Origin of the sequence: Pseudomonas fluorescens (assembly GCF_902498065.1) — a bacterium.
Classification (GTDB): domain Bacteria; phylum Pseudomonadota; class Gammaproteobacteria; order Pseudomonadales; family Pseudomonadaceae; genus Aquipseudomonas; species Aquipseudomonas fluorescens_BJ.
The window spans coordinates 454,124-472,098 of record NZ_CABVIR010000003.1; the positions used below are offsets into that span (position 1 = coordinate 454,124).

Genomic DNA, 17,975 nt, shown 5'->3' on the forward strand with positions numbered 1-17,975 from the left:
ACCGACTCAAGCCTTCGAAAACAAAAACAACATTCGACGATGCACTTTGAGGACTACAACAATGATTATTTACGGTGTGGCGCTGTTGGCGATCTGTACGCTGGCAGGGGTGATCATGGGTGACATGCTTGGCGTGTTGCTGGGTGTGAAATCAAACGTCGGCGGTGTCGGGATCGCGATGATCCTGTTGATCTGCGCGCGGTTGTGGATGCAAAAGCGCGGCGGCATGACCAAGGATTGCGAAATGGGTGTCGGCTTCTGGGGCGCGATGTACATTCCGGTGGTGGTGGCGATGGCGGCACAGCAGAACGTCGTGACCGCGTTGCACGGCGGCCCGGTGGCGGTACTCGCCGCGATCGGTTCGGTGGTGCTTTGCGGCTGCACCATTGCCTTGATCAGCCGGACCCACAAAGGCGAACCGTTGCCCGATGAACCCGAGGAAACAATCCCCGTTGGCACACCCGTAGGAGGTCGCTGATATGTGGGCTCTCATCGAGAAAGGTCTGGAACATAACGGTCTGGTCACGGCGTTCGCGTTTGTCGGCGTGATCATGTGGGTGTCGGTGGTGTTGTCTAAACGCCTGACGTTCGGGCGGATTCATGGCTCGGCGATTGCCATCGTCATTGGCCTGGTACTGGCCTGGGTCGGCGGCACCCTGACCGGCGGGCAAAAAGGCCTGGCGGACCTGACACTGTTCTCGGGGATCGGTTTGATGGGCGGCGCGATGTTGCGCGACTTTGCCATCGTCGCCACGGCCTTCGAAGTGCAGGCCACCGAAGCGAAGAAGGCCGGGATGATCGGCGTGATCGCGCTGCTGCTGGGCACGATTCTGCCGTTCATTGTCGGGGCGAGCATTGCCTGGGCGTTCGGTTATCGCGATGCGGTGAGCATGACCACCATCGGTGCGGGCGCGGTGACGTACATCGTCGGGCCGGTCACTGGTGCGGCGATTGGCGCCAGTTCCGATGTGATGGCGTTGTCGATTGCCACCGGGTTGATCAAGGCCATTCTGGTGATGGTCGGCACACCGATGGCCGCACGCTGGATGGGGCTGGATAACCCGCGTTCGGCGATGGTGTTTGGTGGGTTGGCCGGCACCGTCAGCGGTGTGACGGCCGGGTTGGCGGCGACGGATCGGCGGTTGGTGCCTTATGGCGCGTTGACCGCGACGTTTCATACCGGGCTTGGGTGCCTGCTTGGGCCTTCGTTGCTGTACTTCATTGTTCGCGGGATTGTTGGGTAGTTCCGAATTTGTTAATGGATGCCTCCACATTTACCGGGTTTCATGAGCAGCCCGGTGAAATGTGGAGACGGTTCAGATTGGCGTGACAGAAACTTTATGGGGACGTTGGGATGTTTACTTGATGTCATTTGGAAGTCTTTGTTGTGGCTCGAATAATAATTGTGGCTAGGCAATATGCAATCATGAGTGCGACCAGGCCATAACTTAGACCTTCAATTATCCTTTCAGGCTTAAAAATTAAGCTGCTCGCCGTGATGATAAGGATGATGGTTGATGTTGTGGCAAGTTCGCTGACAAGAAAAAAAGATACTGCATCGCTATCGTTTGCGTTATGGAGAACTTCATTTGATGTTAGTCGGGTAAATATTGTTCCTATCACCACGCCTAATAGACAGAAAAAAGCTAGCGATAAAAAAAACGTAATGTCCTGGTTGGTCAGTGCCAGCATTAGAGATGTGATGATTGTCGCAATCAAACAGGAGGTTGCGAGTGTGGCGCTGGATTTGCTGATGGTAAAGTTGGATATCACAAGTCTCCCTAGTACAGTAGATGCCAAAAAGACCATGTAAGCGATCGCTGAGCTTCCTAACCAAGAGAATTGCTGTGCTAAGCCCAAAAGGTCGCTGTGCCGATAGAGCAAACCTATTGCATACATAAGTATCAGAGATTCAAATACGTTTCCTGCGACATAGCCAGTTATTTGCACCGGAAATTTGGCGGCAATAGCGAAGTGCTTAAGATATGCATGCCGGCTTGAATGAATTAAAGTAATTTTTCTGATAATGGTGGGGCGAAGATGAGTGTTTGATATGTATATTTGAGCTGATCTGAGTAGTAGTAGTGTCGACATTATTGATATTGTGGCATATAAATAAGAGGTGTAATTTATGATAAGTGAGGCTGTCAGTAATAAAGTAAAAGGAGTGCCAATTCGAATGTATAGTAGATGACTGAATGCTTTTACGTAATCAGCAGTCTTGCCAGTCATTTTTATATGCAAGGCATTGTAAGCAGGCCGGAATGATGTTTTTAGACAGCCTGTTCCTGCTGAGTCGCATACGAAAGCGATAAGGATTAAACTCCAGCCGGTGTACCAATACTCAAGCAATGCGGCACAGAATCCCAATGTCAGGAAAATAGCGCATGCCAACTTGAATATAAAACCATAGATGGTGGTATTGGCGATGCCTAGTCTACAAACAAAGTAGTGCCCAAGGTAAAACTCTACAACCAAGGAGATGATTAACTGCGTTACAAGCGAGAATTCCAAAGAGAACTGACCTAAATTTGGATTGCTTGCAATTAGGGCGAGTTCGATAATTGTTGCTCCCATTGCAACGCCACCATACAAGGCATCTGATCTCGCGATGAGTGTCTGCGCACTTTTCATGAGTTGACTCTATAGGTTTTTCCGGGCTCTAAAGTAAGGTTTACATATAGGGCTGACGGGGCGTAAGCCCGACCGTAAAACATAAGTGTCGTATATATTGATTCAAGGTCGTAGGGGATTAGTGTTGATTTCTCTAAAGGTTGCGTTGTGGTGTATGACGCACTTATGTCTCTTCCATTTCTAAAGTCTTCGTAAAGTAATAGTTCGAAATCAATATGTGAGTTCTTAGCGGTATTGTTAAAAAAAATACCACAGGCTGCGTCATTGAGGTTTTTGTAGTTGCTCCCGGTCGTATCAAATTGCTCAAATACGTTAGTTAAAATATTATCTCCGTAAATTGATTGTAGGTATCTAATCGTATAAGGCCATCTTCTATTTAAATGCCTGGATATGTCTAGATATCGTCTGACGCATTCAAATGTGAAATGCTTATCGCATGCAGAGGTTGGGGAAGTGAAAATATTTTTAAATTTATATATTTCAGCGAAAATTAAGCCGATGGCATCAGTTTTTTTTATTATCATCTTCTGATATCTCTGCGAGCGATTTTTTTACGAGGTCAATGTTGCGATGCTCAACTTCAATGGATGAGCCCTCCATTTCCAGCAAAATATTTTCTGTATTATAAGCCTGGGTGACGGTTGCTCTAAAAGCTTCCATCAGTTCATTATTGAAGGGGTCTGAGTGTTGGTCGAGCCACACGGGAATACCATTCCACATCCAGGATTTTATTCCCGAAATATGTAACGTCTTTATGAAGCTCCATATTTCATGTTTGGCGTCAGGTATAGCAAAAGCAAGATCTTTGCTTTTGCTATAGCCCAAGTAGTGTCCAATATCAAAGGCCATGGAGCAACCAGACTGATTGCATAGCTCTAAATAGAAGTCCCAAAACGGTATGCTTCCGAACTCGCTGTATACGGGAGGGTTCTCTAAAAATATGGGTAGTTCAAGAAAGTTCTTTACCATATTGGCATTGATTATTGTTGTTTGTAATGTTTCATTGTTTAAGGGTGGATTGGTTTGATGGGCGCCTAGAAAAAGATTGCCATTTCTCCATATGCCTATGTCTTCTTCGATGTAACTTACCGGGAGAGTATCAATTATTTTTTTTAGATTTGCTAATTCTGCGATGTCGATCACTCCAGAGAAGTTTATATCTACTGGGTGTACAGAAATAGTGAAATCAGCAGTTGCGCAAAAATCAATAATTGAGTTCTCCAACCTATCCCAGGGGCGCACGCCCAAGCTGAAGTGCTTTATCGGTGCGCCACGGTAAACGCTAGTGGTGCTTGTACGTAAACAAATGAATTGTTTTAGCTTATTTATATCGCCACTCACGCCTAGGCTTATCGAATTGACGTCCATAAAATTCACCCGCTCGAACGATAATTATGAGGACTTTCCGATTAATTCACCCTTTCTACCGCCAACACCAAGCGTAAACGTTTCTAAAGCGACTGGTTTTGGCGACTTATTTGGTTCTTTGCCGTGCAAGGTTTTTTTTATGATGGAGGTATAAGTTAGGAACTCTTTTCCTGTAAATATCACCGTCCGCTCTCCCGTCCGCTGACAGAGTCCCCACAAAATTTTGAATGGCATATGTCTAAGGTAAATATTGAGCAAGGATAGGTGTGCAATTTCTCCTAGCGAGGTGCTTTGTGAGATTTTTTCTATATTTATAGAAATTGCCTCCTCTAGAGAATTTAGGAGAGGCTTTGCAAAATAATCGATATAGGCGTCGTAGATTTCTTTCACCTCTTGATTTTCTATTAGCTGTCTGCTGTTAGGTAAGTCGATCAAGTCAAACTTAAAGCCAATTTTTCTTTCAAGATTGTATCTAACAGGCGTGCCTGGATATATCATCATGATGTTGAAGTAATGATCAAAAGATTCATGCTCAGTCATTCCGGATTTGAGCAGAAAGCTTAAATTTTCTATGATTTCTCTTTTTTGTTGGTCATGATAGAACATGATAAAATCGAGGCCGACGTCAATACCATTGATCTGTAAGGCCCTAATTGCGTCTATATTATCCTTTACTGTGACTCTCTTGTTCATATAGTCGAGCTGAGTTTGCGAGCCAGACTCAATACCCATTTCGACCAATCTCAACCCTTGCGCAACCAATTTTGGCAATTCAGCGCGTAACTTAAGCAGGTATCCTACTGTAGAAGAACTGCTCCATGTAACCTCGCCACCGAACAGCTTGTAGAGTTTTTCAGAGAATTCCAGTACTCTGTCTTTTCGTACAAAAAAATTAGCATCCATCATGTAAACATGTTCAAAAGAGTATTGTTTGTGAGCCTCTGCAATCCAATTAACAAGAGTGCTCGCATCGACGGCACGCCACTTAGGACCATCTTTATCTGCCGCAACGATAGCGCAGAATGAGCATGCTAAAGGGCAACCACGACTACTGGTGAGTGCTATTGATCTTCTTTTTTTACCATCTCTTCTGTCCGTGAAGTAGAGATTTTGTAAGCGTTCCGAACAATAATCCAATAATGGATTTTCCCACTCGGTTGCGGGTAGTTGTATCTTCTGTTTATAGGTTTCGTGCGTTTCCCCGGTTGCGGAGATCCAAACTGCATTTGGTATGTCTTGTAAGTGGTTGTCTATAAATACCTGTTTTGGTGTGGGGTTTTTATTAGTGTTTTTTGTGGGTGAGGAGGGTGGAGCTTCCTTGCGCGATTTATTGAATAAGTTTAGTAGTCTGGTTGTTGAGTGTTCTCCCTCACCATAAAGTGCGAGTTCAAAAATACCGTTTGATACACGTAAAAAGTCTTTCGCTGCAAGGCTTATATGTGGGCCGCCGCAGAATAAAACTGTCTCAGGTAGCGCGCTTTTAATTAACTGCCCCCAAGCAATCGCTGCTTGAACATGGCTGCTGTAAATAGATATTCCTACCAGTGCAGGTTGCCAGTCTATCAAGTCTTTTAGTTCGTGAGTGTCTGAGGTGTATAAATCTGAATAATCAAATATTTTGCATTTTACATGTGCTACATGTTTTTTTACGTAGGCTGATATGTTCTGCAGCCCCAGAGGCATTACTTTTTGCGGACCTTCGCCGTATGGTAGCGAAACTAACGCTAACCGAGTAGGATCATAAATGTCACCGTCATTGTTTAGTGAATTCCAGCACGCTTCGTTCATACGCACTCCTTGCCTCTTTGGCTTCAGACATATTGAAAAAAGCTGGATGCCGCTCTGTTAGCGCTAAAGATTTTTCATAAGAAGCCAGTGCTTCAATAAACTTTTTTTTCGGAATTTTCAGGAGGTGTGTGCCGTTGTGAAAAAAACAATGTCCGAGTTCTGTTAAGCATAAAACACCTTTATTAGTTGTAGCTCTCATATATTGGCAGCCTTTAATTTTAGAGTGGGCATCGATAACGATGCCCTGTTTGTTTTCTCAGAACTCTGGCGCTGTTTTTCCAGCAACCATGTCATACGTTCCATCTGGAACAGGAGTCATAACCTCAACATCGGAAGCTAATTCATCTAACTGGTTTTCATCAGAAATTATTTCGTCATTCATACCTTTCTCCTTCTGGAATGTGACAGCTAAGTCACAGAATAGCTCCTGTCACCGTTGAAGTTAGAGCTCGGCAGATATACAACTGTGTACAGCTGAGTGTCTAATCTCCTGCCACTGATTGATAGCTAACTGTGACGGGATTATAAAAGTATCGAATTAGATTGCAGTCAAGTAAAAAACAAAAAATTCTGAAATTTCCTACGATATTTGTGATTTTGTAGGCCGCATCCTACTTAGAGGGAATCTTCCTACAAGTGATTTGTTGATATTGGTATTTAGGTCTGTCGCTTCGGTGCGAAGCGTGAGTTAACGTTTGAATTTTATTTTTAGAAAACAGCGCGTTAATTATTTCTATCTTTTTGAAGGAGAGGTTAAAATTTTTTTTGTTGCCGTGTAACACCCAATAAAGAGACACAGCGCGCTGGATAACCCGCGCTCGGCGATGGTGTTTGGCGGGTTGGCCGGCACCGTCAGCGGTGTGACCGCCGGGTTGGCGGCGACGGATCGGCGGTTGGTGCCTTACGGCGCGTTGACGGCGACGTTCCACACCGGGCTTGGGTGCCTGCTTGGGCCTTCGTTGTTGTACTTCATTGTTCGCGGGATTGTGGGCTGACTTCAGATTCTGAGTTGTCTCGGTTGACGCCATCGCCAGCAGGCCGGCTCCCACAGGGGAATAGTGTTTGCATTCTCACTGTGGGAGCCAGCCTGCTGGCGATTGGGGCCAACGAGCTCTCAAACCTGGCGATTGGCATACATCCGACACTCCGCCAGCAACGCCAGCAAGTTCGGATCGCGCTCCTTCGCCTTCAAGAACACCACGCCGATGTGCTGCTGCAACCGATACTTTTCCTGCAACGGAATCAGCTTCACCCGGTTCTCATACACCGCTGCAATCCGCCCCGGCAGCAACGCATAACCCACCCCCGAGCTGACCATGCTCAACAGGGTGAAGATGTCGTTGACCTGCATCGCCACCTTCGGCTCGAAACCCGCCTGTTTGAACACCCGATTGCCATCCTGATGCGTGGCGAAGCCTTGGGTCAGGGTGATGAATGTCTCGTCGCGGACCTCAGCCAGATCGACTTCAGTGCGCTGGGCAAACCTGGAATCCGCCGGTGTCGCCAGGAAGATGTCATCGGAGAACAACGCAATCTGCTCGCAATCCGGGTCGTTCACGCTGTCGTCCAAAGACACCAGGATCGCGTCGACTTCCATGTTCTTGAGCTTGTACAACAGGTCGAAATTCGAACCGAGGATCAAGTCGATGTTGAGTTCGCTGCGGCGGATTTTCAAGCCCATGATCAGTTGCGGCACGGTCTTCACCGTCAGCGAATACAACGACCCGAGCTTGAAGCGCTCAGCCGAGAACCCGGCGGCTTCGCGGGTCAGGCGCACGGTTTCGACCACGTCCTGAATCAGTTTCTGCGCTCGTTCTTCCAGCACATAAGCGCTTTCCAGCGGCGTCAGGTTGCGGCCTTCGTGTTTGAACAACGGGCAGCGCAGGGCGCTTTCCAGGGAATGAATGGCGCGGTGCACGCTGACGTTACTGGTTTGCAACTCGGCAGCGGCGCGGGCCAGATTGCCGGTGCGCATGAAGGCGAGGAACACCTCGAGTTTTTTCAGGGTCAATTCTTCGTCGATCAGCATGGGCGTGACTCTTGGTCGAATGGCTCGATTGTGCCCAATTCTCAACGATCACGCCTGATAAGAAGAGTCTATCCAGACAACAGAACTGGTATTTCTTACAGGTGTGCAGGCCCAGTAAAAGAGGCATGCTGGGTCAGGAATGGATCCCGCTCGAGGAGTGCGTATGGCCCTTATCGATGAAGTTCAACGAGCCTGCGAGCGTTTGGCGCCTGCCGGCTGGCGTGATCTGCTGAAACTCCATGGGCTGGATATCGAAGCAAGGCCGTTGGCCGATGAATTAAATAAAGCCCTGTCGATTAACCGCACAATCAAGGGTTTTGAGGACTTTTCGTTGCAAGGCAGTCGTGGGGTTGAGGCGGGCCATCCTTCACGCAGCCTGCTGTATCACGCGTTGGCGTCGCCCACTGTGACTGAGGACGCCGGGGCAAACCCGCTCCATGATTTCGCGACGGGGGCAGAATTGGAGGCCGTGCTCAACTATGTGTACGGCGTCTGCCCCCCGACCCTGGCGCAACTTCAGGCGCTGGCTGGCGCGGAGGCGAGTTTGGGAGTGGTGGTGTTTGCCCTTGAGTACCGACCGCAACCGGACACGACGCATCGCAAGCATGCAGACCTGTGTTTTTCCCGCACCGGCATTGCACGTGTCGGCACCGCGCCTGTGCTGTACGACGCTCGACTGCGAGGCTTCAGCCCCATTGTTCAGAATGACCTGCATGCCATGCGGGTCATGCCGGCTCGCTTCAGCGCCTATGTGGCCGTGCAGCAAAAGGGCGGGGTAGGTCACGGGTGGGTCGAGGGTGATGAAAATCGGGACTTCTGGTTTCCGCTGCACAAGCTTTTCGATGGCTCGGAGTGCATCGCTGGTCTCGATCTGGATTTGAAGCTCGAGGCATTGCACGTCAATGACAAATTGCGGCAGTTCCACCTCAGGCTAGGAAACGAAGCGGACTGGTTTGAGCCCGACATTTCGCAAGCCCCCTTTGTGCTGACTGAAGGCCTCGCCGAGTGGGCTGACAGCGCGGTGCATGGCAGCGGCTTGAATGTGCCGGTACCAAAGGCCCGGCTGGTCGAACCTGCCCTGTTTCAGGGGCGATCCGTTTCTTTTCGTGTCCCGCCCAACGCAAATTTTGAGGGTTACATCATCAATAAGCGCCATCAGTTACAGGACGATGGCTCAATCCGTGACTTGAACAATGAGCCGGATGTAGAGGCAATTGTCAGGGCCGGTAACTACCGGGCACTGCACTTCATAGACTTCACCGCTGACGGCTGGGTCAAGCCCGTTTGCCCGGCGCTGAGCACTCACATCCCGATCACCGTAGCCGCCTGCTCAATATTATCCGCACCTGATTTTTACCCGAGCTGTGGGCAAGCGGCGCTGATTGAATGGGCACAACAGCAGGAGTTTCCCGAGCCAATCTGGTACGTCACGTTGCAGGCTTTGTCTGAACGGAGGCTGGCAGGCAATCCGCTGCTGCCAGAGGGGCACTTTGTCGAGGAAGATAAAGGCATTACTGCGCTGGTCTCTCAGCTTTTGCCGGCTGTAGGCGCCACAGTAAAGGGGTCTTCTATACGGGCAGAGCGTACGTCCTGGCTGCCCGACAGTGCTGCGGGCACCTTCAGCCCAGGTTGGGAAATTGCCAGCAACGGCGGGTTTCGGCCAACGTTTATCTGCTCTTTCAACCTTGGCAGCCCATTTTCAGAAGACGTGAGAATCTGTTCGGCGGCGGGCGCCTATTGGCCCGCCGTGACCCCCGACAGTGCTCGTACCTTTGAACCCGCGCTTTCAAAACCGACAGTCATACCCTTGCGAGACTCTGAAAATGGTCAGACCGGCGAAACGTCGTGGGATGGCGAAACCGGCCCACGTCTGGTGACGGTAAACGGGCGCCTGACGGTCGAATACACCGCCTATGAATACAGCGATTACACGAGTAATGCGCTGGCCGGGCGCTTGTCGCTGTCGGTCACCGGGCAGATTTCCCGAGAGGATTATCAACATCGGATTCTGGCCATGCATTTGGCTTACATCGCCATCGGCGCCCCCACTCGTGAGCTACAGGGACGGTGGGCGGTGCTGTCCTTCATTCGTGTGGTGAGACCTGATTCGGTCCTGTCTCTGGCAGAGTCTGAGGCAGGGGCGCAGTTGGAAGGCGAGGTGGACTTTTTCGTTGTTTATCGACACGGCACCGTTTCGACACCCTCCAGTTTTCGGTTGCGCCACGTTGAAATTTTGGAAATGGTTGAGCTGTTTATCGGGGCTGACAGCCTTTTGATCAATAGAGACAACAAGGGTTGGCTGAGTCGTTCTTTTGACTGACCAGGACGTGATCGTCATTGGCGCCGGGCCAGCGGGCACGGCGGCAGCCATCTTGTGTGCGCAACAGGGATTGCGAGTGGTGCTGTTGGAGCAGGCGGTTCTCCCTCGCAAGCGTCCGGGTGAGACGCTGCAACCGGGTGTTGAACCTTTGCTGCAGCAGTTGGGTGTGGCCGCTGCGGTGCAGGCGGCCGGGTTTTTACGTCATACAGGCCATTGGGTGCAATGGGGGGGAGCACGCCAGTTCAGTGCCTTTGGTCAAGGCGTGACGGGCCCGAGCCGGGGCTTTCAAATTCCCCGAGATGCGCTGGATAGTCTGCTGCTTTGTCGGGCCGTCGAGTCAGGTGTCAGGGTGGTGCAGCCTTGCCGTGTGCTCACGGTAATCAAGGACTCGCAGAGGGTATGCGGGGTGCAAACCGCACAAGGTGATTTCATTGCTCCCCATTTGATCGACGCCAGTGGCGCCAGCAGTTGGTTGTCACGTCAGTTGAAACTTCGATGGCGCAGATTTTCGCCACATCTGATCGCCCGCTATGGATATGCCGTCGGTGTGTGCCCTGACGACAACATTTTTTGCGGGATAGATGCAGACCCCTTTGGATGGTACTGGACGGCGAAGATCGGCGAACACGCTTACCACTGGACCCGCCTGTGTTTTCTCCCTGGAAACACGTCGCAAGGCATTCCACCTGCCATGTTCAAACACCTGACACAATCCGGACCGGTCCGCGGGGCTGACGTGACCTGGCGTGTTGGCCAGCAGGTGGCAGGAAGCGGATTTTTTATCGCGGGAGATGCGGCATTTGTGCTGGATCCGGCGGCGTCACAGGGCGTGTTGAAGGCACTGATGTCAGGAATGATGGCCGCGCATGCGGTGATTCAAACGCGCAGTTCGCCTTGGCATGAGATGAGCGTCCAGCAGCAATACCAGTATTGGGTAAATGAATGGTTTCACCGCGACCGACGGAGGTTGATCGAGTTGTACCGGGCTCACCCGTTTCCTGCGACGTGGTTGTTTGAGCGCCAGGAGCGGCTTTAACCGGAACCCTTTCTGCGCGGAGAGTGGTTTTGTAAGCATTGCGCTTTTACGCTTGAAGCCTGAGCCTTGCGCGATGTTGTATTGGATTTCGAGGTGAGCAATACATGTATCACGGGGAAAGATTGAACGCCTGGACGCATTTGGTCGGGGCGGTGGCGGCAACGGTCGGGGTGGTGTGGATGCTGGTGATCGCCGGCATGGACGGCAGCCCGTGGAAGATCGTCAGCGTGGCGATTTACGGTTTCACGTTGATGGTGCTCTACAGCGCGTCGACCGTTTACCACAGCGTGCGCGGGCGCAAGAAAGCGATCATGCAGAAGGTCGATCACTTTTCGATCTACCTGTTGATCGCCGGCAGCTACACGCCGTTCTGTCTGGTGACCCTGCGCGGGCCTTGGGGCTGGACGTTGTTCGGGATTGTCTGGGGGCTGGCGCTGATCGGTATCCTGCAAGAGATCAAGCCGCGTTCGGAAGCGCGGATCCTGTCGCTCGTGATTTACGCGGTGATGGGCTGGATCGTGCTGGTGGCGGTCAAGCCGCTGCTGGCGGCGCTGGGCAGTACAGGTTTCGCCTGGCTGGCGTCGGGCGGCGTGCTGTACACCGTGGGTATTGTCTTTTTTGCGCTGGATAGTCGTTTACGCCATGCCCACGGGATCTGGCATCTGTTCGTGATTGCCGGGAGTTTGCTGCACTTTGTGGCAATTATGTTTTATGTCCTTTAAGGCTTTTAAGGGATCAAGCGATCCAGTTGCGCCTGCGCCCGTCGGCTGAATACCTGCAACAAGTCGCTCAAGGTATGGGGTGGCGGTTCGTCGGCGCGGGTGACCGCATATAACGTGATCGGTAAGGCTGGCGCCAGAGGCCGGATCGCCGTGGCGGCGGGGGACGCGCCGAGCGCGGTAAACGGATCGATCACCGCCAGCCCGGCACCGGATTCAACCATCGCCCGCGCCAGCGAATAGGTCTGCACGGCGATGCGCACCCGTGGCGGCGGTTCGACCGCCTCAAGGTAGCTGTCGAGCCTGGCGGCCAGCGGGTCGGCGCTGGACAGACCGATCAGCGGCGCACCGGCCAGTTCGCTCAACGGTAACGGTTGGCTCAAGGCGTCGTCGGTCCAATAGCCCAACGGCGCCAGCGCCACCAAAACCCCGCAGGCCAAGGTCTGCGCCTTCAGGCCCGGATGATCCGGCGGCTGCAAGGTCAGCGCGACATCCACTTCGCGCATCAACAAATTCTGCATCAGCTCACGGCTGTGGGCGCTGGACAGCTCGCAGACGATGTCCGGATAGCGTTGCGTCCACTCGTTGATGGCCGGCGGCAGCAGCGACAGGGCCAGCGCCGGGATTGCGCCGATCCGTACGCTGTGACCCGGCTCGCGCCGCAGGCTCTGGGCCAGACGTCGCACGCCTTGCAGGCTTTCGGTGACCTTGTCGACTTCGCGCTCAAGTTCCAGCGCTTCGGGCGTCGCCTGCAATTTGCCGCGCACCCGCAGGAATAACGGAAAGCCCAGTTGCTGCTCGGCGTGTTGCAGCACTTTGCTCACCGCCGGCTGCGACACGTGCAGCAGCTGCGCGGCGCCACTGACCGAACCGGTTTGGCGAATGGCCTGGAAAATCTCGATGTGTCGCAGTCGCATGGCAAGTCCATAACCTTTGTTTATGGGTCAGGCATCTTTATGCATTGTTCAACGACTGTCACCTGGTCCTAACCTGAAGCCTGTTTCAACAACGGTTAAGGACAGACATGGCTCAGCGGGTTTGCATCATCGGTGGTGGCGTCATCGGGCTGACGACGGCTTACGCGCTGGTTCGTGACGGCATCGACGTGACGCTGATCGAGGCCCGGGACTCGCTGGGCAGCGAGACCAGTTTCGCCAACGGCGGCCAGTTGTCCTACCGTTACGTCGCGCCGCTGGCCGATGCCGGCGTACCGTTGCAGGCGCTTGGCTGGATGCTGCGCGGTGACTCGCCGTTGAAGCTGCGCCCGCGCCTGGACCCGGCGCAATGGCGCTGGATGGCGTCCTTCCTGGCAGCTTGCCGTCGTTCGGTGAATCAACGCAATGGCGCGCACCTGCTGCGTCTGGCGCTGCTGAGCCAGTCCACGCTGCAAGGCTGGCGCGACGAAGACCGTCTCGACGGTTTCGACTGGCGGCGCAACGGCAAACTGGTGACGTTTCGTGAAGCCGCGAGTTTCGAACACGCTCGTCACGGCCTCGCCGATCCGCAACAGCAGCACGTTCTGTCGCGGGCCGAATGCGCACAGCTTGAGCCAGCACTGGCCGAGGCGCCGTTTGTGGGCGCGATTTATACCCCCGACGAAGAAGTCGCTGATTGCCATGCTTTCTGCCAGCAACTGCTGGCTCGCCTCAAGGCCTCGGGTCGTTGCGAGTTTCTGCTCGGGCGAAAGGTCACCGGCATTCGCCACGCGGACGGCGCGGTGCAGGCCGTCGAAATGGGTACGCAAGTGCTGCCGGTCGAGCAACTGGTGATTGCCGCCGGCCATCGCAGTCCGGCGCTGGCGCTGCCCGGCATGAACCTGCCGCTGTATCCGCTCAAGGGCTACAGCCTGACCTTGCCCATCCGCGCCGAACATCGCGCGCCGGAGCTGAGCATCACCGATTACAACCGCAAGATCGTTTACGCCCGTCTCGGTGACCAATTGCGCGTGGCGGCGATGGTCGACATTGTCGGTTTCGACCCGGCCCTCGACCCCAAACGTCTGGCGCTGATCAAGCGTCAGGCGCAGGAAACCTTGCCCAATGCCGGCGATTACGACGCCGCCATCGAATGGGCCGGCATGCGCCCGGCCACCCCCAGCGGCGTGCCGTTGATCGGGGCCACGGCGTATCGCAACGTGTGGCTCAACCTCGGCCATGGTGCGCTGGGTTTTACCCTGGCCTGTGGCAGCGCCCGGTTGCTCAGCGAGTTGATCGCCCGGCGCGCACCGTCGATTGAAATGCAGGGCCTCGCCCCCCGCGTCGCCTGACTTGAAAAGGAAAAACTGATGAGCATTAACCGTATCAACAGCAACAGCCGGCTTTCTGGCGCGGTGACCTTTGGCGATCTGGTGTTTCTCTCGGGACAGGTTCCGGGTGACAGCCCCGACGTCACCGGCCAAACCGCCGAGGTGCTGGCGAAGATCGACGCGTTGTTGGCCGAGGCTGGCAGCGACAAGGAACATCTGCTCAACGCGACCATTTACCTGAACGACATTGGCCGTGATTTCGCCGCCATGAACGAGGTCTGGTCGCAATGGTTGTCGCCGGGCAAGGCGCCGACCCGCACCACGTTGCAGGCGCAACTGGCCCGTCCAGAGGTTCTGGTGGAGATCACCGTGATCGCCGCCCGCCGCTCATAAACTGACCCACAACGGAGAATAACAATGCAAAAAATCACGTTGATCGGCTGCACCCTCGGCCTGCTGCTCGCCAGCCAGGTCCAGGCCAACGAAGCGCCACTGACCGGCACGCTGAACAAGGTCGCCAATGCCAAGAGCATCACGCTGGGCTATCGCGACGCGTCGGTGCCGTTCTCCTACGTGGGTGATCACACGGGGCAGCCGATGGGTTATTCGGTGGACCTGGCGAGCAAGATTGTCGAGCGCATCAAGCAAAAGCTTGAACTGCCGGATCTGCAGGTGAAGTACAACCTGGTGACCTCGCAAACGCGCATTCCGCTGGTGCAGAACGGCACGGTCGACCTTGAGTGCGGCTCCACCGGCGTGACGGCCGAGCGTATGCAGCAAGTGGCGTTTTCCTACGGGTTTATCTACGTGAAAGGGCAATTGCTCACGGCGAAGGACAGCGGCATCAAAAGCTTCGCCGACCTGCGCGGCAAGAACGTCGTGACCACCGCCGGCACCACTAATGAACGGTTTCTGAAGAGCTATAACGTCGATAACAAGATCGATATGTTCGTGATCAGCGCCAAGGACCACGGCGAAGCGTTCCAGATGCTGCAGTCGGGTCGGGCGGCGGCGTTCTATATGGATGACGCGCTGCTCTACGGCGAACGCGCCAAGGCTCGCGACCCGCATAACTGGGTGGTGGTGGGCGAGGAGCAATCGCGGGAAATCTACAGCTGCATGGTGCGCAAGGGCGACCCGCAGTTTCTGGAATTGGTGAACTCGACCCTTGCCGATTTGTACAGTTCGGGCGAGATCAATGCCATCTATCAGCGATGGTTCCAGCAACCGATTCCGCCTAAAGGCCTGAACCTGGAATTCCCGATGACCAGCGAACTGAAGGCAATCATCGCCAAGCCAGTGAGTGATCCGGTGCAATAACGCCTGACTGATCGTTCCCACGCAGAACGTGGGGACGATCAGTAGCGGTCTCCTGTTGGAGCGGCGGTGCGACGATTCGACTTGCCCGCGAAGAGGCCCTAGAAATCGCCCCATAGTTGCTGGGCTACGGCCAGCGCTACCACCGGCGCGGTCTCTGTGCGCAATACCCGTGGCCCAAGCCGTGCGGCGTGAAAACCAGCCCCTTTGGCCTGATCCACTTCCGCATCGGACAACCCACCCTCCGGGCCGATCAAAAACGCCAGCGTCGCCGGTTTCGCATGGCTCACCAATGGTTCGGCCACTGGATGCAGCACCAACTTCAATTCTGCTTGAGTCTGCTTCAACCAGTCCGCCAGCAACACCGGCGGATGAATCACCGGCACCCGTGAACGCCCGCATTGCTCGCACGCGCTGATCGCCACCTGGCGCCAGTGCATCAGGCGTTTGTCGGCACGCTCGTCCTTCAGCCGGACTTCGCAGCGGTCGCTGAAGATCGGGGTGATTTCGGTGACGCCCAGCTCGGTGGCTTTCTGGATCGCCCAGTCCATCCGCTCGCCACGGGACAGACCCTGGCCGAGATGGATCGCAAGCGGTGATTCGATCTGACCAGCGAAGCTTTCATCGATCTGCACCACGACGCGCTTCTTGCCGACTTCCATCAGCGTGGCGCGAAACTCATGGCCCGAGCCGTCGAACAGTTGCAATGCATCACCCTCGGCCATGCGCAGCACGCGGCTGATGTAATGGGCCTGGGCCTCGGGCAACTCGTGCTCGCCGGTGCTCAGGGGGGCGTCGATAAAGAAGCGGGACAGTCTCATGCTGGGTCTCTGTAATTCATGTGTAGGTCTTGGCGCCCCTATCGCGGGCAAGCCCGCTCCCCCAGGGTGTACGCCGTCACTGTGGGAGCCGGGCTTGCCCGCGATGGCGGCAGCGCAGGCACCACAGACGCTTGAGTGAAATCAATCAGCCCGGATCGCGGAACCCGGGATGGAAGTCTTTCGGCACCGAGACGCTCACGCTATTGCGGGTTGCAATGTCGATTCCTTCAGTGGCCACTTCCGCCAGAAAGTCGATCTGCTCCGGGGTGATCACGTAGGGCGGCAGGAAATACACCACGCTGCCCAACGGGCGAAGCAAAGCACCACGCTCCAGCGCATGCTGGAACACCTTCAAGCCTCGACGTTCCTGCCACGGGTAGGCCTCTTTGGTGGCCTTGTCCTTGACCATCTCGATGGCCAATACCATACCGGTCTGACGCACTTCCGAGACGTTTGGATGATCGACCAGGTGCGCGGTGGAGGAGGCCATGCGCTGGGCCAACGCTTTGTTGTTCTCGATGACGTTGTCTTCTTCGAAGATATCCAGCGTCGCCAAGGCGGCCGCGCACGCCAGCGGGTTGCCGGTGTAGCTGTGCGAGTGCAGGAAGGCACGCAAGGTCGGGTAGTCGTCGTAGAACGCGCTGTAGACATCTTCCGTGGTCACGCAGGCCGCCAGCGGCAGGTAACCGCCAGTCAGGGCCTTGGACAGGCAGAGGAAGTCCGGGCGGATGCCGGCCTGTTCGCAGGCGAACATGGTTCCGGTGCGGCCGAAGCCGACGGCGATTTCGTCGTGGATCAGGTGCACGCCGTAACGGTCGCAAGCTTCACGCAGCAGCTTCAAATAAACCGGGTGATACATGCGCATGCCGCCGGCGCCCTGGATCAACGGCTCGACGATCACCGCCGCGACAGTGTCGTGATTCTCCGCCAGCGTCTGCTCCATCGCGGCAAACATGTTGCGCGAATGCGCTTCCCAGCTCATGCCCTCAGGGCGCAGGTAGCAATCGGGGCTTGGCACCTTGATGGTGTCCAGCAGCAACGCCTTGTAGGTCTCGGTGAACAGCGGCACGTCGCCCACCGACATCGCCGCCATGGTTTCGCCGTGATAGCTGTTGGTCAGGGTGACAAAGCGCTTCTTGTTCGGCTGGCCGCGGTTGAGCCAGTAGTGAAAGCTCATTTTCAGTGCGACTTCGATGCAGGACGAACCGTTATCGGCGTAGAAGCATCGGGTCAGCCCTTCCGGCGTCATCTTCACCAGGCGCTCGGACAACTCGATCACCGGCTGATGGCTGAAACCGGCGAGGATCACGTGCTCCAGCTGATCGACCTGATCCTTGATGCGCTGATTGATACGCGGGTTGGCGTGGCCGAACACGTTGACCCACCAGGAGCTGACCGCGTCGAGGTAGCGTTTGCCTTCGAAGTCTTCCAGCCACACGCCTTCGCCGCGCTTGATCGGGATCAGCGGCAACTGTTCGTGGTCTTTCATCTGGGTGCAGGGATGCCACAACACCGCGAGATCGCGTTGCATCCACTGATTATTCAGGCCCATGTTCAGTCTCCTCGAGGCGGTCCGCGACAGGCGCGAACCTACAATCGCGCAAGCCTATGCAATGCGTGGCATCGGGACAACCCATTGTGTCGAATGAGCTACTTTGTATAGGGCGATAGACGTTGCTGGCGGGCCTTTGATGGCTG

17 protein-coding genes and 1 pseudogene are annotated in these 17,975 nt (G+C 54.6%); 9 read left to right on the forward strand and 9 right to left on the reverse strand.

The window, feature by feature from the left end; all coding sequences use genetic code 11:
* The first annotated feature begins 61 nt into the window (after window positions 1–61).
* Entirely contained in the window at window positions 62–478 is a 417-nt protein-coding gene (gene madL / locus F8N43_RS14890; RefSeq protein WP_150632797.1) for a malonate transporter subunit MadL, read from the forward strand.
* Between the two features lies 1 nt (window position 479).
* Window positions 480–1,244 carry a malonate transporter subunit MadM gene (gene madM, locus F8N43_RS14895; protein ID WP_150632798.1) on the forward strand — a complete coding sequence of 255 codons (765 nt, stop codon included), beginning with the start codon at window positions 480–482 and terminating at the stop codon, window positions 1,242–1,244.
* Between the two features lie 124 nt (window positions 1,245–1,368).
* Here madM and F8N43_RS14900 read toward each other — a convergent pair whose 3' ends face one another.
* The 5 genes from F8N43_RS14900 to F8N43_RS29725 form a co-directional block, all read right to left on the reverse strand.
* Window positions 1,369–2,634, reverse strand: a complete 1,266-nt coding sequence (locus F8N43_RS14900; RefSeq protein ID WP_150653967.1) for a hypothetical protein — start codon at window positions 2,632–2,634, stop codon at window positions 1,369–1,371.
* Between the two features lie 504 nt (window positions 2,635–3,138).
* Window positions 3,139–4,002 carry a DUF692 family multinuclear iron-containing protein gene (locus F8N43_RS14905; RefSeq protein WP_150653968.1) on the reverse strand — a complete coding sequence of 288 codons (864 nt, stop codon included), beginning with the start codon at window positions 4,000–4,002 and terminating at the stop codon, window positions 3,139–3,141.
* A gap of 24 nt (window positions 4,003–4,026) precedes the next feature.
* On the reverse strand, window positions 4,027–5,790 hold the full coding sequence (locus tag F8N43_RS14910; protein ID WP_150637971.1) for a B12-binding domain-containing radical SAM protein: 1,764 nt from the start codon (window positions 5,788–5,790) through the stop codon (window positions 4,027–4,029).
* Complete coding sequence (locus tag F8N43_RS14915) at window positions 5,756–5,989, reverse strand: hypothetical protein (protein WP_150653969.1); 234 nt, start codon at window positions 5,987–5,989, stop codon at window positions 5,756–5,758. The genes F8N43_RS14910 and F8N43_RS14915 overlap by 35 nt, the downstream gene beginning before the upstream one ends.
* Window positions 5,990–6,046: 57 nt before the next feature.
* On the reverse strand, window positions 6,047–6,172 hold the full coding sequence (locus tag F8N43_RS29725) for a hypothetical protein (protein ID WP_263596742.1): 126 nt from the start codon (window positions 6,170–6,172) through the stop codon (window positions 6,047–6,049).
* A gap of 409 nt (window positions 6,173–6,581) precedes the next feature.
* On the opposite strand from F8N43_RS29725, the pseudogene F8N43_RS14920 reads away from it, so the two are divergent.
* Window positions 6,582–6,785: pseudogene (locus F8N43_RS14920) on the forward strand (malonate transporter subunit MadM); the annotation flags it as partial.
* 119 nt (window positions 6,786–6,904) lie between these two features.
* Here the strand turns inward: F8N43_RS14920 and F8N43_RS14925 are convergent.
* The gene (locus tag F8N43_RS14925; RefSeq protein WP_150632799.1) at window positions 6,905–7,819 is read right to left on the reverse strand and encodes a LysR substrate-binding domain-containing protein; all 915 of its coding nucleotides are present in this window, start codon (window positions 7,817–7,819) and stop codon (window positions 6,905–6,907) included.
* Between the two features lie 163 nt (window positions 7,820–7,982).
* Between F8N43_RS14925 and F8N43_RS14930 the strand changes: the two genes are divergently transcribed.
* The 3 genes from F8N43_RS14930 (at window position 7,983) to trhA (ending at window position 11,897) form a co-directional block, all read left to right on the forward strand.
* Complete coding sequence (locus tag F8N43_RS14930; protein WP_150653970.1) at window positions 7,983–10,139, forward strand: hypothetical protein; 2,157 nt, start codon at window positions 7,983–7,985, stop codon at window positions 10,137–10,139.
* A complete protein-coding gene (locus F8N43_RS14935) occupies window positions 10,132–11,175 on the forward strand; it encodes an NAD(P)/FAD-dependent oxidoreductase (protein WP_150653971.1) in 1,044 nt (347 codons plus the stop codon). The genes F8N43_RS14930 and F8N43_RS14935 overlap by 8 nt, the downstream gene beginning before the upstream one ends.
* A 104-nt stretch (window positions 11,176–11,279) precedes the next feature.
* The gene (gene trhA, locus F8N43_RS14940; RefSeq protein WP_150632802.1) at window positions 11,280–11,897 is read left to right on the forward strand and encodes a PAQR family membrane homeostasis protein TrhA; all 618 of its coding nucleotides are present in this window, start codon (window positions 11,280–11,282) and stop codon (window positions 11,895–11,897) included.
* A 5-nt stretch (window positions 11,898–11,902) separates the two neighbouring features.
* Here trhA and F8N43_RS14945 read toward each other — a convergent pair whose 3' ends face one another.
* Entirely contained in the window at window positions 11,903–12,811 is a 909-nt protein-coding gene (locus tag F8N43_RS14945) for a LysR family transcriptional regulator (RefSeq protein WP_150653972.1), read from the reverse strand.
* A 107-nt stretch (window positions 12,812–12,918) separates the two neighbouring features.
* Between F8N43_RS14945 and F8N43_RS14950 the strand changes: the two genes are divergently transcribed.
* The 3 genes from F8N43_RS14950 to F8N43_RS14960 are packed head-to-tail and all read left to right on the forward strand — an operon-like array spanning window position 12,919 to window position 15,459.
* Complete coding sequence (locus tag F8N43_RS14950; protein ID WP_150653973.1) at window positions 12,919–14,160, forward strand: D-amino acid dehydrogenase; 1,242 nt, start codon at window positions 12,919–12,921, stop codon at window positions 14,158–14,160.
* 18 nt (window positions 14,161–14,178) lie between these two features.
* A complete protein-coding gene (locus F8N43_RS14955) occupies window positions 14,179–14,532 on the forward strand; it encodes a RidA family protein (protein ID WP_150637959.1) in 354 nt (117 codons plus the stop codon).
* 24 nt (window positions 14,533–14,556) lie between these two features.
* Window positions 14,557–15,459 carry a transporter substrate-binding domain-containing protein gene (locus tag F8N43_RS14960; protein WP_150632806.1) on the forward strand — a complete coding sequence of 301 codons (903 nt, stop codon included), beginning with the start codon at window positions 14,557–14,559 and terminating at the stop codon, window positions 15,457–15,459.
* A 98-nt stretch (window positions 15,460–15,557) separates the two neighbouring features.
* Here F8N43_RS14960 and F8N43_RS14965 read toward each other — a convergent pair whose 3' ends face one another.
* Together F8N43_RS14965 and F8N43_RS14970 are read right to left on the reverse strand one after the other, a co-directional pair.
* Window positions 15,558–16,277 carry a 16S rRNA (uracil(1498)-N(3))-methyltransferase gene (locus tag F8N43_RS14965; RefSeq protein ID WP_150632807.1) on the reverse strand — a complete coding sequence of 240 codons (720 nt, stop codon included), beginning with the start codon at window positions 16,275–16,277 and terminating at the stop codon, window positions 15,558–15,560.
* 145 nt (window positions 16,278–16,422) lie between these two features.
* Entirely contained in the window at window positions 16,423–17,829 is a 1,407-nt protein-coding gene (locus F8N43_RS14970; protein WP_150637957.1) for an adenosylmethionine--8-amino-7-oxononanoate transaminase, read from the reverse strand.
* Window positions 17,830–17,975 lie beyond the last annotated feature (146 nt).